This window comes from Pseudomonas sp. KCJK8993 (genome assembly GCF_046230915.1).
Classification (GTDB): Bacteria; Pseudomonadota; Gammaproteobacteria; order Pseudomonadales; family Pseudomonadaceae; genus Aquipseudomonas; species Aquipseudomonas piscis.
The window spans coordinates 1-23602 of record NZ_JBJJLO010000009.1 but is presented as its reverse complement, the minus strand read 5'-3'; the positions used below and the strand labels follow the sequence as shown (position 1 = coordinate 23602).

At 65.2% G+C, this 23602-nt stretch carries 22 protein-coding genes; 9 read left to right on the top strand and 13 right to left on the bottom strand.

Annotation, left to right across the window (positions count from 1 at the left end; translation table 11 throughout):
- Positions 1-20: 20 nt before the first annotated feature.
- Positions 21-1412, bottom strand: coding sequence for an L-cystine transporter (locus ACK6AU_RS05040; RefSeq protein WP_409298069.1), 1392 nt, complete (start codon positions 1410-1412; stop codon positions 21-23).
- Between the two features lie 240 nt (positions 1413-1652).
- Between ACK6AU_RS05040 and ACK6AU_RS05035 the strand changes: the two genes are divergently transcribed.
- The 4 genes from ACK6AU_RS05035 to ACK6AU_RS05020 all read left to right on the top strand — a co-directional run bounded on the left by ACK6AU_RS05035 (position 1653) and on the right by ACK6AU_RS05020 (position 6664).
- Positions 1653-2708 carry a haloacid dehalogenase-like hydrolase gene (locus ACK6AU_RS05035; protein ID WP_185697023.1) on the top strand — a complete coding sequence of 352 codons (1056 nt, stop codon included), beginning with the start codon at positions 1653-1655 and terminating at the stop codon, positions 2706-2708.
- Positions 2709-2918: 210 nt separating this feature from the next.
- On the top strand, positions 2919-4319 hold the full coding sequence (locus ACK6AU_RS05030; protein WP_409298066.1) for an MBOAT family O-acyltransferase: 1401 nt from the start codon (positions 2919-2921) through the stop codon (positions 4317-4319).
- Entirely contained in the window at positions 4306-5439 is a 1134-nt protein-coding gene (locus tag ACK6AU_RS05025) for a DUF459 domain-containing protein (RefSeq protein WP_409298064.1), read from the top strand. The genes ACK6AU_RS05030 and ACK6AU_RS05025 overlap by 14 nt, the downstream gene beginning before the upstream one ends.
- A gap of 1 nt (position 5440) precedes the next feature.
- On the top strand, positions 5441-6664 hold the full coding sequence (locus ACK6AU_RS05020; RefSeq protein WP_185697025.1) for an SGNH/GDSL hydrolase family protein: 1224 nt from the start codon (positions 5441-5443) through the stop codon (positions 6662-6664).
- 69 nt (positions 6665-6733) lie between these two features.
- Here ACK6AU_RS05020 and ilvD read toward each other — a convergent pair whose 3' ends face one another.
- Positions 6734-8575 (bottom strand): dihydroxy-acid dehydratase, encoded by a 1842-nt coding sequence (gene ilvD, locus ACK6AU_RS05015; RefSeq protein WP_409298062.1) that lies wholly within the window; start codon positions 8573-8575, stop codon positions 6734-6736.
- A 301-nt stretch (positions 8576-8876) separates the two neighbouring features.
- Between ilvD and ACK6AU_RS05010 the strand changes: the two genes are divergently transcribed.
- On the top strand, positions 8877-9455 hold the full coding sequence (locus ACK6AU_RS05010; RefSeq protein WP_409298060.1) for a hypothetical protein: 579 nt from the start codon (positions 8877-8879) through the stop codon (positions 9453-9455).
- On the opposite strand, the gene ACK6AU_RS05005 is transcribed toward ACK6AU_RS05010, so the two are convergent.
- Positions 9424-10617 (bottom strand): MFS transporter, encoded by a 1194-nt coding sequence (locus ACK6AU_RS05005; RefSeq protein WP_409298058.1) that lies wholly within the window; start codon positions 10615-10617, stop codon positions 9424-9426. The two genes, ACK6AU_RS05010 and ACK6AU_RS05005, sit on opposite strands and share 32 nt — an antisense overlap.
- Before the next feature lie 113 nt (positions 10618-10730).
- Positions 10731-11927 carry a class I SAM-dependent rRNA methyltransferase gene (locus ACK6AU_RS05000; protein ID WP_022641654.1) on the bottom strand — a complete coding sequence of 399 codons (1197 nt, stop codon included), beginning with the start codon at positions 11925-11927 and terminating at the stop codon, positions 10731-10733.
- 214 nt (positions 11928-12141) lie between these two features.
- Between ACK6AU_RS05000 and ACK6AU_RS04995 the strand changes: the two genes are divergently transcribed.
- Positions 12142-12954 carry an HDOD domain-containing protein gene (locus tag ACK6AU_RS04995; RefSeq protein WP_185697256.1) on the top strand — a complete coding sequence of 271 codons (813 nt, stop codon included), beginning with the start codon at positions 12142-12144 and terminating at the stop codon, positions 12952-12954.
- Complete coding sequence (gene mutM / locus ACK6AU_RS04990; protein WP_409298056.1) at positions 12954-13766, top strand: bifunctional DNA-formamidopyrimidine glycosylase/DNA-(apurinic or apyrimidinic site) lyase; 813 nt, start codon at positions 12954-12956, stop codon at positions 13764-13766. Before ACK6AU_RS04995 ends, mutM begins: the two co-directional genes overlap by 1 nt.
- Before the next feature lie 81 nt (positions 13767-13847).
- Here the strand turns inward: mutM and ACK6AU_RS04985 are convergent, their stop codons facing one another.
- From ACK6AU_RS04985 to ACK6AU_RS04965, 5 genes are all read right to left on the bottom strand, one after another.
- The gene (locus ACK6AU_RS04985; RefSeq protein ID WP_016963552.1) at positions 13848-14099 is read right to left on the bottom strand and encodes a YfhL family 4Fe-4S dicluster ferredoxin; all 252 of its coding nucleotides are present in this window, start codon (positions 14097-14099) and stop codon (positions 13848-13850) included.
- A 136-nt stretch (positions 14100-14235) separates the two neighbouring features.
- Complete coding sequence (gene coaD, locus ACK6AU_RS04980) at positions 14236-14715, bottom strand: pantetheine-phosphate adenylyltransferase (protein ID WP_022641651.1); 480 nt, start codon at positions 14713-14715, stop codon at positions 14236-14238.
- Between the two features lie 115 nt (positions 14716-14830).
- Positions 14831-16426 carry a GMC family oxidoreductase N-terminal domain-containing protein gene (locus tag ACK6AU_RS04975; protein WP_409298053.1) on the bottom strand — a complete coding sequence of 532 codons (1596 nt, stop codon included), beginning with the start codon at positions 16424-16426 and terminating at the stop codon, positions 14831-14833.
- 90 nt (positions 16427-16516) lie between these two features.
- A complete protein-coding gene (locus ACK6AU_RS04970; protein WP_409298051.1) occupies positions 16517-17062 on the bottom strand; it encodes a twin-arginine translocation pathway signal protein in 546 nt (181 codons plus the stop codon).
- 80 nt (positions 17063-17142) lie between these two features.
- Positions 17143-18573, bottom strand: coding sequence for a coniferyl aldehyde dehydrogenase (locus ACK6AU_RS04965; RefSeq protein WP_185697032.1), 1431 nt, complete (start codon positions 18571-18573; stop codon positions 17143-17145).
- Positions 18574-18718: 145 nt separating this feature from the next.
- Between ACK6AU_RS04965 and ACK6AU_RS04960 the strand changes: the two genes are divergently transcribed.
- Both ACK6AU_RS04960 and ACK6AU_RS04955 read left to right on the top strand, forming a co-directional pair.
- Entirely contained in the window at positions 18719-19390 is a 672-nt protein-coding gene (locus ACK6AU_RS04960; RefSeq protein ID WP_185697033.1) for a TetR/AcrR family transcriptional regulator, read from the top strand.
- Between the two features lie 36 nt (positions 19391-19426).
- Positions 19427-20281 carry a sulfurtransferase gene (locus ACK6AU_RS04955; RefSeq protein ID WP_409298048.1) on the top strand — a complete coding sequence of 285 codons (855 nt, stop codon included), beginning with the start codon at positions 19427-19429 and terminating at the stop codon, positions 20279-20281.
- An 83-nt stretch (positions 20282-20364) separates the two neighbouring features.
- Here ACK6AU_RS04955 and ACK6AU_RS04950 read toward each other — a convergent pair whose 3' ends face one another.
- The 4 genes from ACK6AU_RS04950 to ACK6AU_RS04935 form a co-directional block, all read right to left on the bottom strand.
- On the bottom strand, positions 20365-21198 hold the full coding sequence (locus ACK6AU_RS04950) for an AraC family ligand binding domain-containing protein (RefSeq protein ID WP_409298046.1): 834 nt from the start codon (positions 21196-21198) through the stop codon (positions 20365-20367).
- Positions 21191-22192, bottom strand: coding sequence for a hydrolase (locus ACK6AU_RS04945; RefSeq protein ID WP_185697036.1), 1002 nt, complete (start codon positions 22190-22192; stop codon positions 21191-21193). Before ACK6AU_RS04945 ends, ACK6AU_RS04950 begins: the two co-directional genes overlap by 8 nt.
- Before the next feature lie 63 nt (positions 22193-22255).
- Positions 22256-22876: a 16S rRNA (guanine(966)-N(2))-methyltransferase RsmD gene (gene rsmD / locus ACK6AU_RS04940; RefSeq protein WP_185697037.1), complete on the bottom strand. Its 621-nt coding sequence runs from the start codon at positions 22874-22876 to the stop codon at positions 22256-22258.
- The coding region (locus tag ACK6AU_RS04935) for a M16 family metallopeptidase (protein WP_409298043.1) at positions 22876-23602 on the bottom strand (727 nt) is incomplete at its 5' end. The genes rsmD and ACK6AU_RS04935, both read right to left, overlap by 1 nt.

Below are 23602 nucleotides of genomic sequence, written 5' to 3'. Positions count from 1 at the left end.
CGACAGCGGCTGCCCCTGGCTCAGGCGTGGGCCAGGTCTTCGTGCTCGTCGGCGTCCAGCAGGGCCTTGTCGGTCTGTCCCATCACCTGGCTGGTGATGGCGCCGGCGGTCATCGAACCGCTGACGTTCAGCGCGGTGCGCCCCATGTCGATCAGTGGCTCCACCGAGATCAGCAGGGCCACCAGGGACACCGGCAGGCCCATGGCCGGCAGTACGATCAGCGCGGCGAAGGTCGCGCCGCCGCCGACGCCGGCCACACCGGCCGAACTCAAGGTCACGATGGCCACCAGGGTGGCGATCCACAGCGGGTCCAGCGGGTTGATGCCCACGGTCGGGGCGACCATCACCGCCAGCATGGCCGGGTACAGGCCGGCGCAGCCGTTCTGGCCGATGGTGGCGCCGAACGAGGCGGCGAAGCTGGCGATGGACTGCGGGATCCCCAGGCGCCGGGTCTGCGCCTCGATGCTCAGGGGAATGCTCGCGGCGCTGGAGCGACTGGTGAAGGCGAAGGTCAGCACCGGCCACACCTTGCGCAAGAAGCGCAACGGGTTGATCCCGGCCAGGGCGACCAGCAGGCCATGGACCACGAACATCAGGCCCAGGCCGATATAGGACACCACCACGAAGCTGCCCAGCTTGATGATGTCCTGCAGGTTGGAACCCGCCACCACCTTGGTCATCAAGGCCAGCACGCCGTAGGGCGTGAGCTTCATCACCAGGCGTACCAGGCGCATCACCCAGGCTTGCAGGGTGTCGATGGCATTGAGCACCTTCTGGCCTTTATCGGCGTCGTCCTTGAACAGTTGCAGCGCCGCCACGCCCAGGAACGCGGCGAAGATCACCACGCTGATGATCGAGGTCGGCTTGGCCCGGGCCAGGTCGGCGAAGGGGTTCTGCGGGATGAACGACAGCAGCAACTGCGGCACGTTGAGGTCGGCGACCTTGCCGGCGTAGTCGCTCTGGATCACTTGCAGGCGAGCCAGTTCCTGGGTGCCGGCCACCAGCCCTTCGGCGCTCAGGCCGAACAGGTTGGTCAGGCCGATGCCGATCAGGGCCGCGATGGCGGTGGTGAACAGCAGGGTGCCGAGGGTCAGGAAGCTGATCTTGCCCAGGGACGAGGCGTTGTGCAGGCGGGCCACGGCGCTGAGGATCGAGGCGAACACCAGCGGGATCACGATCATTTGCAGCAATTGCACGTAGCCGTTGCCCACCAGGTCGAACCAGCCGATGGAGGCCTTGAGGACCGGGTGGCCGGCACCGTAGATGCTGTGCAGGGCGATACCGAATACCACGCCCAGCACGAGTGCCAGCAGGACCTTCTTGGCCAGGCTCCAGGTGGTATGGCGGGTTTGTGCCAGGCCCAGCAGCAGGGCCAGGAACACCAGCAGGTTGAGGATCAGCGGCAGATTCATTGGGGCTCCGGTAAACATGTGCCAATCGCGGCTCGGGGCGATTGCGAACCGGGAAGCCTAACAGCTTGAAATCTATTGAATTAATAACGATATCGCATGGCTATCGTCGTTTTTGGAATAAGCCGGTGACGCTATAGCACATGGGATTGGCGCTCAGGGGACACGAAAAGTCGCGCACAGACGAGAACTGTCACAAGGATTTGTTAGCGTCGATGACTTTCACCCAGGGAGAAATCGCCGATGAAATTCGCACCCAAGCTGCTCGCCGCCGCCCTTTGCCTGGGCCTCGCCGGCCAGGTTTTCGCCACCGAGTTGAAGCACTGGCCGCAAGAGCAGGCCAAGCAGTTGGAGGCGATGATCGCGGCCAACGCCAACAAGGGTAACTACGCGGTGTTCGACATGGACAACACCAGTTACCGCTACGACCTGGAAGAAGCCCTGCTGCCTTACCTGGAAAACAAGGGCCTGATCACCCGCGACACCCTCGATCCGTCGCTGAAGCTGATTCCGTTCAAGGACACCGCCGAGCACAAGGAAAGCCTGTTCAGCTACTACTACCGGCTCTGCGAGATCGACGACATGGTCTGCTACCCCTGGGTCGCCCAGGTGTTCGCAGGCTTTACCCTCAAGGAGCTCAAGGGTCATGTGGACGAGCTGATGGCCTCCGGCAAGCCGGTGTCGAGCACCTACTACGACGGCGATGTGGTCAAGACCATCGAGGTCAACCCGCCCAAGGTCTTCAGCGGCCAGGCCGAGCTGTACAACAAGCTGATGGAGAACGGCATCGAGGTCTACGTGATGACCGCTGCTTCCGAGGAGCTGGTGCGCATGGTCGCCGCGGACCCCAAGTACGGCTACAACGTCAAGCCGCAGAACGTCATCGGCGTCACTACCCTGCTCAAGGACCGCAAGACCGGGGCCCTGACCACCGCCCGCAAGCAGATCGCCGAGGGCAAGTATGACCAGCAGGCCAACCTCGGCCTGGAGCTGACGCCTTACCTGTGGACTCCGGCCACCTGGATGGCTGGCAAGCACGCCGCGATCCTCACCTATATCGATGAGTGGAAGAAGCCGGTGCTGGTGGGGGGCGACACTCCCACCAGCGATGGCTACATGCTGTTCCACGATGTGGACGTGGCCAAGGGTGGCATCCACCTGTGGATCAACCGCAAGGACAAGTACATGAACCAGCTTAACGGCATGATCGCCAAGCACGCCGCGGCCCAGGCCAAGGAAGGGCTGGCGGTGACCGCCGACAAGAACTGGGTGATCGTCAAGCCCGAAGACATCCAGTAAGCCTGCCTGCGCCCAGTGGCACGGCCCCGCCCGGGGTGTTTGTGCCACTGGGGGCAAGGACGCCTGCCAGGTCCCCGCGGCCCTTGGTCGGGGGACTGTTTCAACTTGTGACAGCCAAAGCCCCTCTGCCATAATCGCGCCCGTTTGCACTCCTCCCGCCTGCTCTCCCTGTGCCGGGCCATGCCCCGTCTGCCCGTAATGGACTACGTTGTGAGCTATCTCTCGATCGAATTCGGCTTCTGCTTCATCCTGTTCTTCGTCCTGTATTGGGGCCTGGGCTTCAGCCTGCGCTTGCAGAACGTCCTGCTGCTGGCCGCCAGCTACGCCATCCTGGCCAGCTTCAGCCTGAACTTCCTCTATATCCTGCTGGGCTACACCGCCCTGGTGTACTTGCTGGGCCTGCTCAGCCAGCGGTATCCCGGACGCGGCTGGGTCAACGGGCTGATGCTGTTGCTGGTGCTGGGGGCGTTCTACCTGTTCAAGTACCAGGACTTCTTCACCAGCAGCGTACAGAACGCCTTCGCCCAGTTCGGCGTGGAGGTATCGCTGCCGCTGCTGGAAGTGCTGCTGCCGGTGGGGCTGTCGTTCTATGCCTTCCATTCGGTCAGCTACCTGGTGTCGATCCACCGGCGCGAGCTGGCGGCCGGCTCGCCGTTCGACCTGGCGCTGTACCTGGCGTTCTTCCCCAGCCTGATCGCCGGACCGGTGAACCGGGCGGTGCCGATGCTCGGGCAGATCAACCCGCCGCAACTGCGCCAGGTGCTGGAGCCGCAGCGGGCGCTGGGGCTGATCGCGGTGGCGGTGGTCAAGCTGTTCTTCCTCAGTTCGTGGCTGGCCAGCGAGTGGGTCGACCCGGTTTTCGACAGCCCGGTGGCCTATTCCGCCGAGCAGATCCTGCGGGCGGTCTACGGCTACTCGTTCCTGATCTATTTCAACTTCAGCGGCTACACCGACCTGGTGACCGGCATCGCGCTGCTGCTGGGTTTCCGCCTGCCGGAGAACTTCAACTACCCCTATGCGGCGCGCAACCTCAAGGAGTTCTGGGGCCGCTGGCACATCAGCCTGTCGACCTTCATCCGCGACTATGTGTACATCCCCCTGGGGGGCAATCGGGGACCGGTCTGGCGCGGCAACCTGAACATGCTGCTGGCCATGCTGATCTCCGGCCTGTGGCACGGCGCCAGCGCCAACTTCATCATCTGGGGCGCGCTGCATGGCGTCGGCCTGGCGCTGTACAAGCTGTGCAGCCCACTGCTGGCCCGTGGGCCGCGCTGGATCGGCTCCGACCTGGCGGCGCGCCTGCTGACCTTCCACTACGTGGCGCTGGCCTGGATCTTCTTCCGCTGCGCGACCCTGTCCGATGCCCTGGACATGCTCAGCGGCCTGGGCGGGCTGTCCCTGGCCGGATTGGCCGGCAGTGCCCTGTCGCTGCTGGGCTGCCTGTTGTTCGTGGCGTTCTACCCACGGATCGTGGCGTTGCTGCGCCGCCTGTTCGAAGCTGCCACCGGCTTGCCGTGGCTGCTGTATCCAGTGCCGCTGGGCCTGTTCATCTGCGTGGTCATCTTTGCCTCTCCATCGGGCGTGCCGGGGTTCATCTATGCCAGTTTCTAAGCCTTCACCCTTGTCGATCAGCCTGGGCAGCGCGGCCAAGGTGTTCTATGCATTGCTGGTGACCAGCCTGTTGCTGGTGTGGTTCAACCAGCAGTCGATCCGCCTGTATTGCCAGCAGAAGTACCACCAGAGCTGCGAGATTCCCGGCCTGGCGCAGAACCCGCAGTGGCGTTTCGGCGCGCAACTCAACCAGGCCCTGGAAAACGCCCGGGTGGCCTTCGTCGACAGCTTCGCCGGCCAGGCCGAGCTGAACCTGGTGGCCGAGGTCCAGGCGGCGCCAGAGCCGGAACCAGCCGCACCCGCGCCGCAGGCCAAGCAGCCGGCAGCGGCGCACCAGGCTCCGGCGGCCAACGCCCATCCGGTCGCGCATCAGGTAGCGGTCGCTGCGCCGCAAGCGGTGGCCGTGGCGCCTGTGGCCAGCCAGCCGCCCAAGGTCGAGCAGGGAAGCATTACGCCGCTGATGGTCAGCCTGGGCACTGGCGACGAGGTGTTCTTCGTCGGTGACTCGTTGATGCAGGGCGTGGCGCCGCACATGGCCAACACCTTGCGCAAGCGCTACAACGTCAAGAGCCTGAACCTGAGCAAGCAGAGCACCGGCCTTGCCTACCCGAGCTTCTTCAACTGGCCCAAGACCGTCGAAAGCACCCTGGCCAGCAACCCCAACATCCGCCTGATGGTGATCTTCCTCGGCCCCAACGATCCCTGGGACATGCCCGAGGTCAAGGGCAAGCCGTTCCTGCGCTTCAAGACCCCGGACTGGGAGGAGGCCTATCGCCGGCGCATCGATTCGATCCTCGACACCGCCCAGGCGCACAATGTGCAAGTGATCTGGGTCGGGCCGCCGAACATGGAGAAGGCCAAGCTGTCTACGGCCATGGCTTACCTGAGCGAGCTGTACAAGGGCCAGATCGAGCAGTATCACCAGCACTTCGTGTCGGCCAACGAGATTCTCGGCTACCGCCACGACGAGTTTTCCTACTACCGCATCAATGGCGACGGGCAGAAGATCAAGACCCGGGTCGATGACGGTATCCACTTCACCACTACTGGGCAGAAGCTGATCGCCGAGCGCGTGATCTCGATGATCAACTTCCCCAGCCAACAATTGACGGAGCATTGAGATGGGGCGTTTGCAAGGTATTGCGCTGTTGCTGGGCATCACCTTGCTGAGCAGTTGCAGCCCGACCACCGAGGTCCAGGCCACTCCTGCCTCGGCACTGGCCAGGCCTGGTGCGGGCCAGAAGAAGGTGGTCACCACCGGCAGTGATCCGAACCTGGCGCTGCTGGCACGCAAGTTCAGTACTTCCAACCGTACGCCGATCCACATCGTGCAGCTGGGCGACTCGCATACCGCGGCCGACCTGTTCAGCGGCGAGCTGCGCCGCCTGCTGCAGGCGCAGTACGGTGATGGCGGCATCGGCTTCGTGGCGGCGACCCCGGTACCCGGCACGCGCTACGAGCGAGTGATCCTCAGCGCGGCCAAGCGCCAGTGGTCGCTGGTGTCGGCGCGCAACCAGCAGAGCACGCAGTTTCCCCTGGGCGGCTACCTGTCGCTGCCGCAGACCCCGGGGGCCCGGGTGCACATCGCCGAGCGCCAGCCAAGCAACCAGCAATACCGCATCTCGGCCCTGTACCAGGCGTCCAGCAACAGCACCCTGACCGCGTGGGACAACCTCAACAAGGGCAGCCGCATGCTCGCCGCCACTGGCGGACAATGGCGCCTGAGCCCGCCGTTCAACAACCTGACCCTGCCTTTGGACCTGAGCGTGGCCAACAGCCAGGGCCTGGCCCTGGGCGGTTGGAACATCCTCGGGCAGAAAAGCGCCGGGGTGATCTATTCCGCCCTGGGCATCAACGGCGCGCGCCTGGATGTGCTGGACAAGTGGCAGCCCGGCTGGCTGGAGGCCCTCAAGGCCTTGCGTCCGGACATGGTGGTGCTGGCCTACGGCACCAACGAGGCTTTCGACGACGATATCGATCTGCAGCTGTATCGCAGCCAGTTGCAGGAGAAGGTCGCGCTGCTGCGCAAGAACCTGCCCAAGACGGTGATCCTGCTGGTGGGCCCGCCGGATTCGATCAAGCGGCGCAATGCCGGCAGTTGCGCTGCCTCGCAGCCGCAGCCGCTGCGCCAGATCATCCAGATCCAGAAGGACGTGGCCAAGACCAGCCGCACGCTGTTCTGGGATTGGCAGGCGTTCATGGGCGGCGACTGCTCCATCAGCCAGTGGCAGGCCAGCGACCTGGCGCGCAACGATCTGATCCACCTGACCGCCGATGGTTATCGCAAGAGCGCCGACGGCTTGTATCGCTTCCTGCGCGCTCAGTTGGGCGAACGCATGCCCTGAGCCTGCACTGGCGCAAGGCAAAAAAATGCCCCGCACACATGGCGGGGCATTTTCATTCGCCGGTGGCGATCACAGGCTGTCGAGCAGGGCCTTGTTGCGGACCGCGCCCTTGTCGGCGCTGGTGGCCAGCAGGGCATAGGCCTTCAGGGCGGTGGTCACCTTGCGTGGACGCACCTCCGCCGGCTTCCAGCCTTTCTGGTCCTGCTCGACCCGGCGGGCCGCCAGCTCTTCGTCGCTGACCAGCAGGTTGATCGAGCGGTTGGGGATGTCGATCAGTACTTTGTCGCCGTCGCGCACCAGGCCGATGGCGCCGCCGGCGGCGGCTTCCGGCGAGGCGTGGCCGATCGACAGGCCCGAGGTTCCGCCCGAGAAGCGGCCGTCGGTGAGCAGGGCGCAGGCCTTGCCCAGGCCCTTGGACTTCAGGTACGAGGTGGGGTACAGCATTTCCTGCATGCCCGGGCCGCCCTTGGGGCCTTCGTAGCGGATGATCACGATGTCGCCTTCCTTCACCTCGTCGGCGAGGATGCCGCGCACCGCGCTGTCCTGGCTTTCGAAGATTTTCGCAGTGCCTTCGAACACGTGGATCGACTCGTCGACGCCGGCGGTCTTCACCACGCAGCCGTCCAGGGCGATGTTGCCGTACAGCACGGCCAGGCCGCCTTCTTGCGAGTAGGCGTGCTCGACGCTGCGGATGCAGCCGTTCTCGCGGTCGGCGTCCAGGGTGTCCCAGCGGGTCGACTGGCTGAAGGCGGTCTGTGTCGGGATCCCGGCCGGGCCTGCCTTGAAGAAGGTGTGCACGGTTTCGTCATCGGTCTGGGTGATGTCCCACTTGGCGATGGCTTCCTCCATGCTACGGCTGTGCACGGTCGGCAGGTCGGTGTGCAGCAGGCCGCCACGGGCCAGCTCGCCGAGGATGCTGATGATGCCGCCGGCGCGATGCACGTCTTCCATGTGGTACTTCTGGATGTTCGGCGCCACCTTGCACAGCTGCGGCACCTTGCGTGACAGGCGATCGATGTCGCGCAGGTCGAACGCCACCTCGGCTTCCTGGGCGGCGGCCAGCAGGTGCAGGATGGTGTTGGTCGAGCCGCCCATGGCGATGTCCAGGGTCATGGCGTTCTCGAACGCCTTGAAGCTGGCGATGTTGCGCGGCAGCACCGACTCGTCGTTCTCGCCGTAGTAGCGCTGGCACAGCTCGACGATGGTACGTCCGGCGTTGAGGAACAGTTGCTCGCGGTCGGCATGGGTGGCCAGGGTCGAACCGTTGCCCGGCAGGGCGAGGCCCAGGGCTTCGGTCAGGCAGTTCATGGAGTTGGCGGTGAACATGCCGGAGCACGAACCGCAGGTCGGGCAGGCGCTGCGCTCGTACTCCGCGACCTTCTCGTCAGAAGCGCTGGAGTCGGCGGCGATGACCATGGCGTCCACCAGGTCCAGGCCGTGGGAGGCGAGCTTGGTCTTGCCGGCTTCCATCGGGCCGCCGGAGACGAAGATCACCGGGATGTTCAGGCGCAGGGCGGCCATCAGCATGCCGGGGGTGATCTTGTCGCAGTTGGAGATGCAGACGATGGCGTCGGCGCAGTGGGCGTTGACCATGTATTCCACCGAATCGGCGATGATCTCGCGGCTGGGCAGCGAATACAGCATGCCGTCGTGGCCCATGGCGATGCCGTCGTCCACGGCGATGGTGTTGAATTCCTTGGCCACGCCACCGGCGCGTTCGATTTCGCGGGCGACCAGCTGGCCCAGGTCCTTGAGGTGCACATGGCCCGGGACGAACTGGGTGAAGGAGTTGGCAATGGCGATGATCGGCTTCTTGAAGTCGGCATCTTTCATTCCCGTGGCGCGCCACAGGGCGCGGGCGCCGGCCATGTTGCGACCGTGGGTGGACGTTTTCGAACGGTAATCAGGCATGAAGCACTCCAGGCGGCTAATCAGGTGACAAATGGGGAGTGAGCTTCTACTGACCTCGGGAACACTCAGAAATGGCCGTGTGTCCGAAGCTGCCGATGACACCGCGGGATCGCCGCGAGACTCAGCCTGAGCTCATAAACCCGCCGGGGGATGACTGGCGATGAATACGCCCGATTCTACACCGCTGGCGTCAGGAAGGAATGCCGTGGCCGCCCCGCGGTTTCCATCGTTCCGCACGCGACCGCAGCCCGGCCCTTGCTTTAGACTCGCGGCCTTTGGATCACATGCCAATGGAACTGGAATGCTCGCTGCTTTTCGCTCGTTGAGGTTGTACCTGGTGGTTGGCGCGGTGCAGGGCATCGTGCTGATGTGGTTGCTGCTCCATAGCGGCTGGGGCTCCAGCGCCATGGCGGTGCTGGCCGCTGCCTTGCTGGCGGGCGGCACCACCTTGCAATTGCAGGGCGAGCAGTGGCGCCGGCTGCGCAGTTGGGTCGCCGTGCTGCTGGTGGGACTGGTCTCGGCAGCGCTGGCGCTGGCATGCCAGGCGCTGCCCGGGACCCTGCGGGTGGTGTATGGCGTCGCTGCTGTGCTGTTGGTGATTGCGTTAGTGGGTGCCACCTTGGCCCAGGATGGCCCCCGGTTGGCGCGACGCCTGCTGGAAAACGGCCTGTGGCTGCTGCTGGCGCTGCCGTGGCCCTGGCTGGCGCAGAAGCTGTTCAAGCTCTGGCTTGCCTATCGGCACCTGGACCCCTTCAAGAGCGAGGTGCTGGCGCTGGCCTTCTTTGCCGGCCCGACCCTGGCGTTCTCGGTTGCGCTGTTTCTCGGCCAGTCATGGCGCGCCAGGGGGCTCAGGCGCAAGCCCGTTGATTGTGCCGGTTGACCAGGCTGTTCAGGCCCAGGGCGCTGGCGCTGAGCACCAGGAAGCACAGGCCCAGGGCCATGGCCAGGTTATCGCTGGCCAGGTTGATGAAGCCGCTGATCAGGCCGCCGCAGGTGAAGATGATCATGTTGCCGGCCGAGGCCGAGGTCCCTGCGTTCTGCGGGAACAGGCCCATGGCCCGGGACGTGGCGACCGGCCGGGTGATGGTGGTGCCGGCGGTGCAGACGATCATCGGCAGCAGCACGCTGCTGGCGCTCGGTTCGAAGCGCTGGAGAAACAGCATCAGCAGCCCGGACAGGGCGATCAGCAACAAGCCGGCGACGATCTGGGTACTGGTCCGCAGGTGCCGGTTCATCGCACCGGCGGCGAACCCGCCCAGGATATAGGCCGCGCCGTACAGCAGGAGCACCAGGGAATACTGGTAGGGCGAGAGCTGCAACTGTTCCATGAAGATGATCGGCGAGATGACGATGAACGAGAAATGGCAGGCGAAGGCCAGCGCCGAGATCAGCCAGTAGCCCACGAAGCGCGGCTCCGCGCAGACCCGCCGGTACGCGGCGAAGATATTGCGCTGGCGGCCCGTGGCCGTGCCCGGGGTGTTTTCCAGCAGCAGCCAGGCCATGAGGATCACCAGCAGGCCGATGACCACGAACACCTCGAAGCTGCCTTGCCAACCGAGTCGTTCCTGTAGCCAGGTGCCGAACAGCGGGGACAGGGAAATGAAGATCCCGCTGGCGGTGACCATGGCGATGCGCAGGCGTTCCTGTTCCTGGCCTTCGAACAGGTCCTGGACCAGGGCCTGGGACAGAACGAAGCAACCGCAGCCCAAGGCCTGGATCACACGAAAGAACAGGAACCACGAGTACTGGCTGGCGACGACGCAGCCGGCCGCGCCGACCAGGGCCACGCTCATGCCCCCCAGCAACAGCTTCTTGCGGCCCAGGGAGTCCGATAGCGGGCCAACCAGCATCAGGGAAAAGGACAGGCCGATGGCGAACAGGCTGACCGACAGCGCGATGTCGGCGCTCGACGTCTGGAAACGTTCGGCCAGGGCAGGGAAGGAGGGCAGGATGACATCCAGCGGAAAGACTCCCAGCAGGGTCATGGTCATCAACAGGATGATGGCCGAGGTCTTCTGCGTGGCGTTGGATGCGTGGTCCATGAGGCGGCTTCTCGGGCCTTGAGGTGGTCCCGAGGATCGAGTCGTGGCCCTGCAAAGTCAATGGATGGCGCTGGCCATTCCCGTCACGGACGGCAATGGCCAGCCGGCCGGCCTCAGCTGTTGGGCAGCAGGCGGCAGGTGATGCTCTTGATGTAGCGGGTTTCCGGGATGGCCGGGTGCACCGGGTGATCCGGGCCCTGGCCGCCGCGCTCGAGCAGTTGGATGTTGCGATCCAGGTGGCGGGCGCTGGTCAGCAGGATGTTCTGCAGGTCGTCCTCGGGCAGGTGCATCGAGCACGAGGCGCTGACCAGGATGCCGTCCTTGGTCAGCAGGCGCATGGCCTGCTCGTTGAGGCGGCGGTAGGCGCCTTCGCCGTTCTTCAGGTCCTTCTTGCGCTTGATGAAGGCGGGCGGGTCGGCAACGATCACGTCGAAGCGCTCTTCGGCGGCCTTGAGTTCCTTGAGGGCCTCGAATACATCGCCTTCGATGCAGGTGAGCTTGTCGGCGATGCCGTTCAGCGCGGCGTTGCGCTCCACGCCATCGAGGGCGAAGCCCGAAGCGTCGACGCAGAACACTTCGCTGGCGCCGAACGCACCGGCCTGCACGCCCCAACCACCGATATAGCTGAACAGGTCCAGCACGCGCTTGCCCTTGACGTAGGGCGCCAGGCGCGCGCGGTTCATGCGGTGGTCGTAGAACCAGCCGGTCTTCTGGCCTTCCATCACCGGGGCTTCGAACTTCACGCCGTTCTCTTCCAGGGCGACCCATTCCGGCACGACGCCGAACACCGTGTCGACGTAGCGTTCCAGGCCTTCGGCGTCACGGGCGGCGGAGTCGTTCTTGAACAGGATGCCGCTGGGCTTGAGCACCTGGACCAGGGCGGCGATCACGTCGTCCTTGTGGCGTTCCATGGTGGCGGAGGCCAGCTGCACCACCAGGATGTCGCCGAAACGATCCACCACCAGGCCTGGCAGCAGGTCGGAATCGCCGTACACCAGGCGGTAGAAGGGCTTGTCGAACAGCCGCTCGCGCAGGGACAGGGCCACGTTCAGGCGGTGCACCAGCAGCGACTTGTCCAGGGCCAGCTTGGCATCGCGCGACAGCAGGCGGGCGCAGATCAGGTTGTTGGGGCTCATGGCGACGATGCCCAGGGGCTTGCCGCCGGCAGCTTCCAGCAGCGCCTGGTCGCCTGCCTTGAAGCCGTGCAGGGGAGTGGCGGCTACATCGATCTCGTTGCTGTAGACCCACAGGTGGCCGGCGCGCAGGCGGCGGTCGGCGTTGGCTTTGAGGCGCAGGCTTGGCAGGGACATGACGTCGCTCCGGAAAAAAGGGCGCGATTATACCCCTTCGCAGGCGTTCGGTGATGGCCATTGGACCTGCGGCTAAATGCGCAAGGTAAAGTTCCTGTCGGTTTGCCCAACATTGCCGAGATAGGGGTTAGAATCGCCGCCTGACCCAGAGTGTGTACTTATGTCCCAAGAGCTATCCGCCGAACAGATTCAACAGGCCCTGCAAGGCATCAGTGTGCCGCCCCAGCCGCAGATCATGGTGGATCTGCAGATGGAGCAGTACATGCCCGATCCCGACCTCGAGGTGATCGCCAAGCTGATCTCCCAGGATCCTGGCCTGTCTGGCGCGCTGCTGAAGATCGTCAACTCGCCCTATTACGGGCTGAGCAACAAGATCGCTTCGATCCAGCGTGCGGTGAACCTCCTGGGCAGCCGCTCGATCATCAACCTGATCAACGCGCAGTCGATCAAGGGCGAGATGAGCGACGAGACCATCGTCACCCTCAACCGCTTCTGGGACACCGCCCAGGACGTGGCCATGACCTGCCTGACCCTGGCCAAGCGCACTGGCGCCCAGGCCGTGGACGAGGCCTATGCGCTGGGCTTGTTCCATGACTGCGGCGTGCCGCTGATGCTCAAGCGCTTCCCCGACTACATGACGGTACTGGAAGAAGCCTACGGCGGTGCCGGGCCCGAGCAGCGGGTGGTGGATACCGAGAACCGGGTCTTCAACACCAACCATGCGGTGGTCGGCTACTACACGGCCAAGTCCTGGCGCCTGCCGGAACACGTGACCAACGCCATCGCCAACCATCACAACGCCCTGGCGATCTTCAGCGACGAGTCCTCGCGCAACAGCCAGCTGAAGAACCTGCTGGCGATCCTGAAGATGGCCGAGCACATCTGCTCCTCGTACCGGGTACTGGGCAACCAGGTCGAAGACCATGAATGGAACAGCATCGGCCACCTGGTCCTCGATTATGTCGGCCTGTCGGACTACGACTTCGAGAACCTCAAGGAAACCGTGCGCGAGCTGGGCGCCCACTGATGCCTGAACTCCCCGAGGTCGAAACCACCCGGCGCGGGATCGCGCCGCACCTGGAGGGCCAGAAGGTCAGCCGGGTGATCGTCCGTGACCGGCGCCTGCGCTGGCCGATCCCCGAGGACCTGGACATACGCCTGTCCGGACAGCGGATCGTCCAGGTCGACCGCCGGGCCAAGTACCTGCTGATCAATGCCGAAGTCGGCACCCTGATCAGCCACTTGGGCATGTCGGGTAACCTGCGGCTGGTGGAAGTCGGCCTGCCGGCGGCCAAGCATGAGCATGTGGATATCGAACTGGAGTCGGGGCTGGCCCTGCGCTACACCGATCCACGGCGCTTTGGCGCCATGCTCTGGAGCCTCGACCCGTTGAACCACGAGTTGCTTTCGCGGTTGGGCCCGGAGCCACTGACCGACCTGTTCGACGGCGAGCGCCTGTTCCAGCTGTCCCGTGGGCGTTCCATGGCGGTCAAGCCGTTCATCATGGACAACGCCGTGGTGGTGGGGGTGGGCAACATCTACGCCACCGAGGCCCTGTTCGCCGCGGGCATCGACCCACGCCGCGAGGCCAAGGGTATTTCCCGGGCGCGTTACTTGAAGCTGGCGTTCGAGATCAAGCGGATCCTGGCGGCGGCCATCTTGCAGGGTGGCACCACCTTGCGCGACTTCATCGGCGGCGATGGCCAGCCCGGCTACTTCCAGCAGGAACTGTTCGTCTACGGACGAGGCGGGGAGCACTGCAAGGTCTGCGGCACGGGATTGCGCGAAATCAAGCTGGGCCAGCGCGCCAGCGTCTACTGCCCACGCTGCCAGAGCTGATCCGGGCGTTACTGGCGCTGCGTGCCAGCATCCATCCCGTCGTGCCCTGGCAAGCACCGGGGCCGCCAGGGGCCGAACGGATCAGGCCTTGCCGGTGATCTTGCGATACTTGGCCATCAGCTCTTCTTCGGTTTCCGGACGGTTCTCGTCCAGGGGAATGCAATCCACCGGGCACACCTGCTGGCACTGCGGTTCGTCGTAGTGGCCGACGCACTGGGTGCACAGGTTCGGATCGATGACGTAGATCTCTTCGCCTTGGGAAATGGCCGCGTTGGGGCACTCGGGTTCGCAGACGTCGCAGTTGATGCAATCGTCGGTGATGATCAGGGACATGGGGTACTCCGGCCTGGGCGGTGGGCCCGGGCATGTAGAAACGAATGCGCGCAATTGTGCCGCATTGACGCCCGCAGTGCACGCGGGCGCGATGGCTGACAGCGGGCACAGGCCCCCTTGGCGGGGGCCAGATGGCTTACTTCTTGAAGCGCAGGGTCAAGGCTTCGGCGACGGCCGGGTGGACGAACTTGGTGATATCGCCCCCCAGGGCCGCGATTTCCCGGACCAGCGTCGAGGAAATGAACGAATAGCGTTCGGACGGGGTGAGGAACAGGCTTTCCACGTCCGGAGCCAGCTGGCGGTTCATGTTGGCCAGTTGGAATTCGTATTCGAAATCCGAAACGGCCCGCAGGCCGCGCAGGAAGACATTGGCGTTCTGCTCCTTGGCGAAATGCGCCAATAGCGTCGAGAAGCCCACGACTTCAACGTTGGGCAGGTGCTTGGTCACCTCTCGCGCCAGCTCCACGCGCTGTTCCAGGGGGAAGAGCGGGTTTTTCTTGGGGCTGGCGGCGACGGCGATGATCACGTGGTCGAACAGCCGCGAGGCGCGTTCGACCAGATCGCCGTGGCCCTTGGTAATAGGGTCGAAGGTTCCTGGGTACAGCACTCGGTTCATCGCGTCGTCCTGGCGGGAATCCGTTGGGGAATCGGATGGTATCGCAGCCTTTCCGGTCGGCCAAGTCGCCTTTTGGAGTACCAGTCCCCGCGGGCATCATCGATACCGAGCCTCATCACGCGGTTTTCAAGCGCTCGGCCAGGGCCGTGGCCAGCTGCGCGGTCAAGCCGTACACCGACAGCTGCGGGTTGGCGCCGATGCTGGTGGGGAACAGCGAGCCGTCGTGGATCGACAGGTTATGCAACTGGTGGTGACGGCCGAGGCTGTCGGCCACGGCGACCTTCGGGTCCTGGCCCATGGCGCAGCCGCCCATTACATGGGCGCTGCCCAGGCGGGTGCGGTACAGGGCCAGCTCCAGGCCGTCGATCTGGCTGCGGACCTCGGCCAGGGTCTTGGCGAAGTGTGCATCGCTGTGCAGCGGCTTGACCGCCTTGGCGCCGCCGGCGAACTGGATCTCGGCCATGCTGTGGAAGGCCCGGCGCAGGCCGTCCCAGGCATAGGGCGAGACCTGGTAGTCGAGCACCGGGCTGCCATCGCCGCGCAGTTCGACGTTGCCGCCGGTGCTGTCGGGATGAAAGCCGTCCCGCAGCAGGGCCAGCATGGCGTGGGTATGGGGCAGTTGCTCCATGGTCAGGCCGCTCTGGGGGCCGAAACCGCCCAGCAGGGTGCTGGCCAGGGCGGGTTGCAGCGGCGGTACCTCGAGCTTGTAGGCCATCTTGCCGGTGGTGCCGTCCTGCCATTGGAAATGGTCGGAATAGATTGACTGCGGCGCGCCGTAGAAGGGGTTGATCACCTCATCGAACTGTCCGGCGGAAAAGTTCACCAGGTGCAGGAACGTACGCTTGCCCAGGCGCGAATGCGGGTCCGGGGCATCGGAGCGCAGCAGCAGGGCCGGGCTGTTGATGCCGCCGCCGGACAGCACGTAGTGCTTGGCCTTGACCATGATCTTGCGGCCGGTGGGCGCCACGCAGCGAGCGTCCATGGCCAGGCATTGCAGGCCGGTGACCCGGTCGCCATCGAGTTGCAGGCGGTCGGCCCGGGCCAGGTACAGCAGTTCGCCGCCTTTCTCCAGGGTCGCCGGGATAGTGGTCACCAGCATCGACTGCTTGGCGTTGGTCGGGCAGCCCAGGCCGCAGTAGCCCAGGTTCCAGCAGCCGCGCACGTTGCGCGGGATCACGTGCCAGCTGTAGCCCAGGGCTTCGCAACCCTTGCGGATCACGTCGTTGTTGGCGTTGGGCGGCATGACCCAGGGCGCGACGCCCAGGCGTTGCTCCATCTTCTCGAACCAGGGGGCCATCTCGGCCGAGCTGTGGCCCACCACGCCATGCTCCCGGGCCCAGTGCTCGAGGGTCGGGTCGGGGGTGCGGAAGCTCGAGGTCCAGTTGATCAGGGTGGTGCCGCCCACGGCGCGGCCCTGGAGGATGGTGATGGCGCCGTCCTTGCTCATGCGCCCGATACCTTCCTGGTACAGGCTGGTGTAGGCCTGGTCCTCGAGCATCTTGAAATCGTCGCTGGTCTTGAGCGGGCCTTCTTCGATCAACAGCACCTTGTAGCCGGCGGCGCTGAGGATCTCGGCCGTGGTACCGCCCCCGGCGCCACTGCCGACGATGGCGACATCGGCCTCCAGGGTCAGGTCCTGCTCCAGTTGCGAGCCGTTGTAGGTTTTCCAGCCACGAGTCAGGCCTTCGCGAAACAGATCAGGTACAGGCATATCGGGTGCTCTCTTATTATCGATGTCGTGGCGCAACGGCACGGTAGCCGCGCCTCTCCCGGACGCGGCCAGTGCCAACGGCTGGCTGGGTCAGACCTTGGGCGGTCCGGGGTAGCCGCAGTGGGCCCAGGACTCGGGGCGGGTATACCAGGCCATCATCACCAGTTGCAGCAGCGAAGCGTGGCCCATGCGCAGCAGCGACAGGTAGCTGTTTTCCCAGCGACTGAGGAAGTTGCGGATATCGTCGGCGCTGGCGTTCTCCCAACTGCCCCAGATTCCCGTCAGGGGTCCGCGGGTCACGGCCATGCCCAGCACGTCGAACAGTTGCTGGGTGAGCTTGAGCATCTCCGGAGATAAATGGTTGAGGGCGTTGTCCAGGTTTACCAGGGCGCCGTCGACGGCGGCAGGCATCCTGTCCGCCGCCACGGCACCTTCGAGCATCACTGGGATCAAGGCCCTCAGGAACGGCAACTCATTGCTGCGCAAGATGGCATAACCGTTGGCCGGTGTGCTGGCCGAGCAACCGCTGAGGCTGGCACCCAGGCCGGCGGTAGCCAGGAAGGCACTGGCGCAGAGGCCGATTTTCAGCAGGCCGCGCCGCGACAGCGCGGGTGTTTCAGACAGGCTAGGGGTCATTGTTGTTATTACCCTGCGATCGACTGGTTGAAAAATCTCGGACAGCGACTGCCCTGGCAATCGCTGCGGTTTCGAGGCGCCTAGCGGATGAACAGCTTCTGGATCAGTTTCTGGATCGACTTGCCGTAGGGTGGGTAGATCAGGCGGGCGGCGTTGAAGCGTTGCTTGATGAACACTCCCTTGGCCTTGCTGAAGGTCAGGAAGCCCTCGTGGCCGTGATAATGACCCATGCCCGAGGGGCCGATGCCACCGAAAGGCAGGTCATCCTGGGTCACGTGCAGCAACGTGTCGTTCATGCAGGCGCCGCCGGAGTGGGTCTCGGTGAGGACTCGCTGCTGCTCGGCCTTGTCGTAGCCGAAGTAGTACAGCGCCAGGGGCCGAGGCCGCTCGGTGACATAGGCCAGGGCCTGGTCCAGGGTCTTGTAGGGCACGATGGGCAGGATCGGGCCGAAGATCTCGTCCTGCATCACCGTCATGTCGTCGTTGACATTGAGCAGCAGGCTGTGGGGCAGGCGGCGCTCCTGGCCCTGGTCGAACAGCGGTACCAACTGCGCGCCTTTGCTGGTGGCGTCGCTCAGGTAGCCGTTGAGCCGCGAGAGCTGGCGCTGGTTGATGATCGCGGTGTAGTCGGGGTTGTCCACCAGGGTCGGGAAGAACCCGCGCACCACCTGGCGATAGGTGTCGACGAAGGCCTCGACACGGTCCTCCGGTACCAGCACGTAGTCCGGGGCGACGCAGGTCTGGCCGGCGTTCATGGTCTTGCCGAAGGCGATGCGCTCGGCGGCATCCTTGAGCGGCACGGTATGGGAGACGATGGCCGGGGACTTGCCGCCCAGTTCCAGGGTCACCGGGGTCAGGTTCTCCGCCGCGGCGCGCATCACATGCTTGCCGATGCTGGTGGCGCCGGTGAACAGCAGGTGGTCGAAGCGCAGCTTGGAGAAGGCCATGCCCACTTCCGCCTCGCCCAGGACCACGCAGACCAGGTCTTCGGGGAAGATCCGCGCCAGCAGTTGCTTGAGCAGCAGGCCGGTGGCGGGGGTCGATTCGCTGAGCTTGAGCATGACCCGGTTGCCGGCGGCCAGGGCGCCGGTCAGCGGTCCCATGCACAGGAACAGCGGGTAGTTCCACGGCACGATGATGCCCACAACGCCCAGGGGCTGGTAGATCACCTTGGCCGAGGCTGGCTGGAAGGCCAGGCCGACGGCGCGGCGGGAGGGTTTCATCCAGCGCTTGAGGTGCTTGCGGGCATAGTGGATGCCATGCAGGCTGGGCATGATTTCCGCCAGCAGGGTTTCGTCGGCGCTGCGGTTGCTGAAGTCCTGGCTGATGGCGTCGATCAGCGCCTGGCGTTCGGTGTTGAGCAAGTCCTGCAAGGCCTTGAGCCATTGGTCGCGCTGGGCGGCTGGCGGCATCGGATGGGCGGCATAGGCTCGGCGCTGAGCTTCGAACAGCTCGAGCAGCCCGTCCTGTTGCTGGAGGGAATCCTGAAGGTAGGCGATCTCGGCAGACATGATCGGGCTCCGAATTTTGTGAGGTGGCTAGTTTTTTAGAGCTTATACTCTAGATTGTCAATTGCTCCTCCCATGCCGCTCTCGATTTATCCCCAGGGGGATAGGTCGTAAACTGCCCCCAGTCTTCCGAATAAAGCCCGTATCCATGGCCCCACGTATAAAAACCCGCGAGCGCATCGTCCAGTTCAGCCTCGAACTCTTCAACCAGCAGGGCGAACGCAACGTCAGCACCAACCATATTGCGGCGCATATGGAAATCTCCCCGGGCAACCTGTACTACCACTTCCCCAACAAGCAGGCGATCATCGCCGTGCTCTTCGCCGAATACGAAAGCCTGGTGGACAGCTTCCTGCGCCCACCGCCCGGGCGCGCCGTCACTGTGGAGGACAAGCGCTATTACCTGCAGGCCCTGCTGGCGGCCATGTGGCGCTACCGCTTCCTGCACCGCGACCTGGAGCACCTGTTGGACAGCGATCCCGACCTGGCGGCGCGCTACCGGCGTTTCTCCCAGCGCTGCCTGATCCAGGGCATGGCTATCTACGGGCGTTTCGTCGATGCCGGGATCATCGCCATGGACAGGGTGCAGATCGAATCCCTGACCCTCAATGCCTGGATCATCCTCACTTCCTGGGTGCGGTTCCTGTGCACCACCCGTGAGAACTCCACCCACCTGAGTGAAGAAGCGATCAAGCGTGGCGTCTACCAGGTGCTGGTCCTGGAAGCCGGCTTCGTCACCGAGCAGGCGCGGGACGAGGTCAACAAACTGTTCGAAGAGTTTTACGTGCCCCTGGCCCAAGCCCTGGAAGAAGTGCAGTAGGATCGAGCCTTCGACACGTATTCACAGGAGCCCGCTATGCCCCTCGCGCAATTGATCAGCCCGCTAGCCCTGGACCAGAAGAGACAGCAGCCCGGCCTGGTGATTCTGGATTGTCGCTTTGCCCTGGAAGACCCGGACTACGGGCAACGCAGCTATGCCGAGGGGCACTTGGCCGGGGCGCACTTCGCCGACCTGAACCGGGACTTGAGCGGACCCGTGGTCAAGGGCGCGACCGGCCGGCACCCGTTGCCGGACCCGGCCCGGCTGGTGGAGCGCTTGCAAGCCTGGGGGATCGATAACGACAGCCAGATCGTGCTGTATGACGATGGCCCCGGCGCTTATGCCGCCCGCGCCTGGTGGCTGCTGGCCTGGCTGGGCAAGCGTGAAGGCGTGTTCATCCTCGATGGCGGCCTCAAGGCCTGGCATGCCGCGGGCCTGCCCCTGAGCCTGGATCCGCCGCCCGCCGTCCTCGGCCACTTCAGCGGCCAGCCGGACCCGCACCTGCTGCTGGACGCGGCGCACTTGCAACAGCACCTGGGCCAGCCGGACCTGACCCTGCTGGACGCCCGGGCCCTGCCGCGTTTTCGTGGCGAAGTGGAACCTATCGATCCGGTGGCCGGGCACATTCCCGGCGCGCAGTGCGCGGCGTTCACCGACAACCTGGGCAGTGATGGGCGTTTCCTGCCGGCCGAGCAGCTCAAGCAACGCTTTGCCGAAAAACTCGCCGGGCGTTCACCGGAGCAGTTGGTGGCCTATTGCGGTTCGGGCGTGACGGCCTGTCATAACCTGTTCGCCCTGTGCCTAGCCGGGTACCCCCTGGCCCGCCTGTATGCCGGCTCCTGGAGCGAGTGGATCACCGATTCCCAGCGGCCTGTGGCCAAGGGCGACTGAGCCGTCGTGGCGGGCCTGGCAGCCCCAGGCCGCGCTTCACCTCCACCAGGCCCAAGCCTGGCCTTTACGCGAGCATGCCGGGTTCAGGGTGCCTGCAAGGCGCTGCGGTAGGCCGCCGGGGCTACCCCATAGACCTGCTTGAACTGCCGGTTCAGATGGCTCTGGTCGGCGAACCCCAGTTGGGTCGCCACCTCCAGCGGCAGGCAGCCGTCGCGCAGCAGGGCCCGGGCCTTGGCGATGCGCTGCTGCATCAGCCAGGTGTGAGGCGGAATCCCGGTGGCGCGGCGGAATACCCGGGCAAAGTGAAATGGCGACAGGTTCACCGCCGCCGCCAGCTCCTCCAGCGAGGGCGGTTCAGCCAACCGGCTACGCAGCAATTCCTTGGCTTGCACTATGGCCCGATGTTCCTGCCCGGGTTCGCGGGGCGCCTTGACCTTGGCGTGGCGTTGCAGCAGCAGGAGCAGCATGTCCCGCCACAGGGTCTGTTGTTGAAGGGCGGTGGCCGGGCTTTCCAGCAGGTGATGCAGATGACTGAAACCCGTGACCAGATCCGGGTCGCGGTACAGCGTCGCGCCGAAGGCTGGCAAGGTGCCACTGGGTAGCTCCAGCTCGTCCAGCAGCCCCAGCACCTGTCGGTTGTCCGGGTAGAAGGCCCGGTACAGCCAGCCGTCCTCGGTGCCCTTGGCCCCGGTGTGCAGTTCATCGGGGTTGATCAGCACCAGGGTGCCGCTGCCCGCCAGGTGTTCGGCGCCCCGATAGCGGTAGCGCTGGGCGCCTGCCATGATCATGCCGATCACGAAGCCATCATGCACATGGGGTACGAAGCGGTGCTCGATGTAGCGCGCGGACAGCAACTCGATTCCGGTCAGGGGCGCGCTTTGCCAGAAGTGGATCGACTCCCGGGACGACTTATCCATGGCGTCCCAGGCCTGCCAGCCACTGGGGAATCCGGCGCTCCAGATAGTAGCCGGGACGCTTGAGGGTGCCGTCGACGAACCCCACGTGGCCGCCCTTGGCCTGCAGCTCGAAGCGGGTGCTGGTCGACAGTTCGCTGGCTTCGGGCAGGCTGTGGGGGAACACGAATGGGTCGTCGGCGGCCTGGATGATCAGGGTCGGCGTGCGGATTTCCCCGAGGAAATAGCGGCTGGAGGCGCGCCGGTAATAGTCCTGGGCATCGGCAAAGCCATGCAGCGGCGCGGTGACCCGGCCATCGAAGTCCCAGAAGGTGCGCATCCGCGTCAGCGGGCCCAACTGCGCCAGGGTCGCCAGGCCTTCATGGCGGCCGTCGTGCTGGAACTGGCGCTGCTTGTCCTTGATGTAGGCCAGCATCTGGCGCATGAAGTGCGCCTGGTAGATCCGCGAAAACCCCTGGCCGATGCGATCGGCACACTGGTCCAGGCGAAATGGCACCGACACCGCGGTGGCGCCTTGCAGGAAACTGGCGCTACCGGTTTCCCCCAGGTACTTGAGCAGCACGTTGCCACCCAGGGAGTAACCCACCGCATACAGCGGCGCCTGGGGGCGCTTGGCCCGCAGGTGGGCGATGGCTGCGGCCAGGTCTTCGCTGGCGCCGGAGTGATAGCTGCGTGGCAGCAGGTTGGGCTCGCCGGAGCAGCCACGCCAGTTCAGCGCCGCACTGGCCCAGCCCTGCGCCGCCAGGGCTTGCTGCAGGCCGGCCACATAGTGCGAGCTGGAGGAGCCGGTCAGTCCATGCAGCACCAGCACCAGCGGTGCCTCGGCGCTATGGGGGCCGTGCCAGTCCAGGTCGAGGAAGTCGCCATCGTCCAGCCACAGGCGTTCGCGCTGGTGCTGTAGCGCGGTGGCCGGACGCCACAGCGGGCCCCACAGGGTCTGCAGGTGCGGATTGCCTAGGCCGAAGGCGGGGATGAAGCGATCTGGCGAGTCGGGCACGGGGAGTATCTCGATGCAGCGGTACGCGGCCCGGCCGGGCCGCGTACCTTGTTCCGGCCGGCGTTAGCCAGCGTTGTCTGCCATACGTTGCCACAAGGCGTAATACACCTGCCCGGATTTTTGTTCACGGTGCAGGCGCCAGCGCATCGGCAGGCCCAGGGAGGAAGGGGCGGCCTCGCTTTCGGTGTAGATCCAGGCGTCGTCCGCCAGCCAGCCGCGCTCTTCCAGCAGGGCGCAGGCGGTGGGTAGCAGGTCCTGGTGGAAGGGCGGGTCGAGGAACGCCAGGTCGAAGGCGCTCGCCGGCTGGGTCTCCAGGTAGCGCAGGGCGTCGGCGGTCTGCACTTGAGCGACGGTGCAGCGCAGGGTGCCCAGGTGCTCGCGCAGGCTGGATACCGCGACGCTGCTGTTGTCCAGGGCCAGGCCACTGGCGGCGCCACGGGACAGGGCCTCGAGGAATACCGCGCCGCTGCCGGCGAACAGGTCGATCACCTTGGCCCCGGGCACGTAGGGCGCGAGCCAGTTGAACAGGGTCTCGCGCACCCGGTCCGGGGTCGGGCGCAATCCCGGCAGGTCGGGGAAGCTCAGCTTGCGGCTGCGCCACTCGCCGCCAATGATGCGCAGCTGGCCCACGCCGTTGTGTGGGTTGTGGGCGGGTTTCTTGGTGGGACGGGCTGGACGGGCCATCAGTGCTCCGGAACCCCGAGCGGCTGCTCGGCGGGTTTGTCAGTAGGGGGTGGTAGCGGCTTCTGGGCGACGGTCGGGCCGGCGCTGACGATCACCATCTTGTCGACGCTCAAATGTTTGTTCATGGCGGCCTTGACCTGCTCCACGGTCAGCGCCTGGGATTGGCGCATGAAGTCTTCCAGGTAGCTCAACGGCAGATTGTAGAAGCCCATGGCGCCCAGCTGGCCGACGATATCGGCGTTGCTGGCGGTGGACAGCGGGAAGCTGCCGGCCAGTTCGCGCTTGGCATCGTCCAGTTCCTTCTGGGTCGGGCCGTTCTTCAGGTACTCGGCGAACACGTCCTGCACCAGCTTGAGGGTGCCTTCGCTCATTTCGGCGCGGGTCTGCAAGTTGATCATGAACGGGCCACGAACCTGCATCGGGGTGAACCCGGAATAGACGCCGTAGGTCAGGCCGCGTTTTTCCCGGACTTCGCTCATCAGCCGGGTGCCGAAACCGCCGCCGCCAAGGATCTGGTTGCCCAGGGAGACCGCAGCGTAGTCCGGGTCGTCACGGTCGATCCCCAGTTGCGCCAGCAGCAGGTTGGTCTGGGTCGAAGGGAACTCGATATGGCCGATGCTCGCCCTGGGCGGGCTGGGTGGGGCGGGCTTGGCCCGGGCCTGGGCACTTGGTAGGGCGGGGGAGGCCGCGGCGGGAAAAGCCCCCGCATCGTTGGCGGAGGGGGGG

What these genes read in the sequence shown, in the direction of transcription:
- ACK6AU_RS05040 (WP_409298069.1), bottom strand. Translation starts at nt 1,412, where the DNA reads ATGAATCTGCCGCTGATCCTCAACCTGCTGGTGTTCCTGGCCCTGCTG.
- ACK6AU_RS05035 (WP_185697023.1), top strand. Translation starts at nt 1,653, where the DNA reads ATGAAATTCGCACCCAAGCTGCTCGCCGCCGCCCTTTGCCTGGGCCTC.
- ACK6AU_RS05025 (WP_409298064.1), top strand. Translation starts at nt 4,306, where the DNA reads ATGCCAGTTTCTAAGCCTTCACCCTTGTCGATCAGCCTGGGCAGCGCG.
- ACK6AU_RS05020 (WP_185697025.1), top strand. Translation starts at nt 5,441, where the DNA reads ATGGGGCGTTTGCAAGGTATTGCGCTGTTGCTGGGCATCACCTTGCTG.
- ilvD (WP_409298062.1), bottom strand. Translation starts at nt 8,575, where the DNA reads ATGCCTGATTACCGTTCGAAAACGTCCACCCACGGTCGCAACATGGCC.
- ACK6AU_RS05010 (WP_409298060.1), top strand. Translation starts at nt 8,877, where the DNA reads ATGCTCGCTGCTTTTCGCTCGTTGAGGTTGTACCTGGTGGTTGGCGCG.
- ACK6AU_RS05005 (WP_409298058.1), bottom strand. Translation starts at nt 10,617, where the DNA reads ATGGACCACGCATCCAACGCCACGCAGAAGACCTCGGCCATCATCCTG.
- ACK6AU_RS05000 (WP_022641654.1), bottom strand. Translation starts at nt 11,927, where the DNA reads ATGTCCCTGCCAAGCCTGCGCCTCAAAGCCAACGCCGACCGCCGCCTG.
- mutM (WP_409298056.1), top strand. Translation starts at nt 12,954, where the DNA reads ATGCCTGAACTCCCCGAGGTCGAAACCACCCGGCGCGGGATCGCGCCG.
- ACK6AU_RS04985 (WP_016963552.1), bottom strand. Translation starts at nt 14,099, where the DNA reads ATGTCCCTGATCATCACCGACGATTGCATCAACTGCGACGTCTGCGAA.
- coaD (WP_022641651.1), bottom strand. Translation starts at nt 14,715, where the DNA reads ATGAACCGAGTGCTGTACCCAGGAACCTTCGACCCTATTACCAAGGGC.
- ACK6AU_RS04975 (WP_409298053.1), bottom strand. Translation starts at nt 16,426, where the DNA reads ATGCCTGTACCTGATCTGTTTCGCGAAGGCCTGACTCGTGGCTGGAAA.
- ACK6AU_RS04970 (WP_409298051.1), bottom strand. Translation starts at nt 17,062, where the DNA reads ATGACCCCTAGCCTGTCTGAAACACCCGCGCTGTCGCGGCGCGGCCTG.
- ACK6AU_RS04965 (WP_185697032.1), bottom strand. Translation starts at nt 18,573, where the DNA reads ATGTCTGCCGAGATCGCCTACCTTCAGGATTCCCTCCAGCAACAGGAC.
- ACK6AU_RS04960 (WP_185697033.1), top strand. Translation starts at nt 18,719, where the DNA reads ATGGCCCCACGTATAAAAACCCGCGAGCGCATCGTCCAGTTCAGCCTC.
- ACK6AU_RS04955 (WP_409298048.1), top strand. Translation starts at nt 19,427, where the DNA reads ATGCCCCTCGCGCAATTGATCAGCCCGCTAGCCCTGGACCAGAAGAGA.
- ACK6AU_RS04950 (WP_409298046.1), bottom strand. Translation starts at nt 21,198, where the DNA reads ATGGATAAGTCGTCCCGGGAGTCGATCCACTTCTGGCAAAGCGCGCCC.
- rsmD (WP_185697037.1), bottom strand. Translation starts at nt 22,876, where the DNA reads ATGGCCCGTCCAGCCCGTCCCACCAAGAAACCCGCCCACAACCCACAC.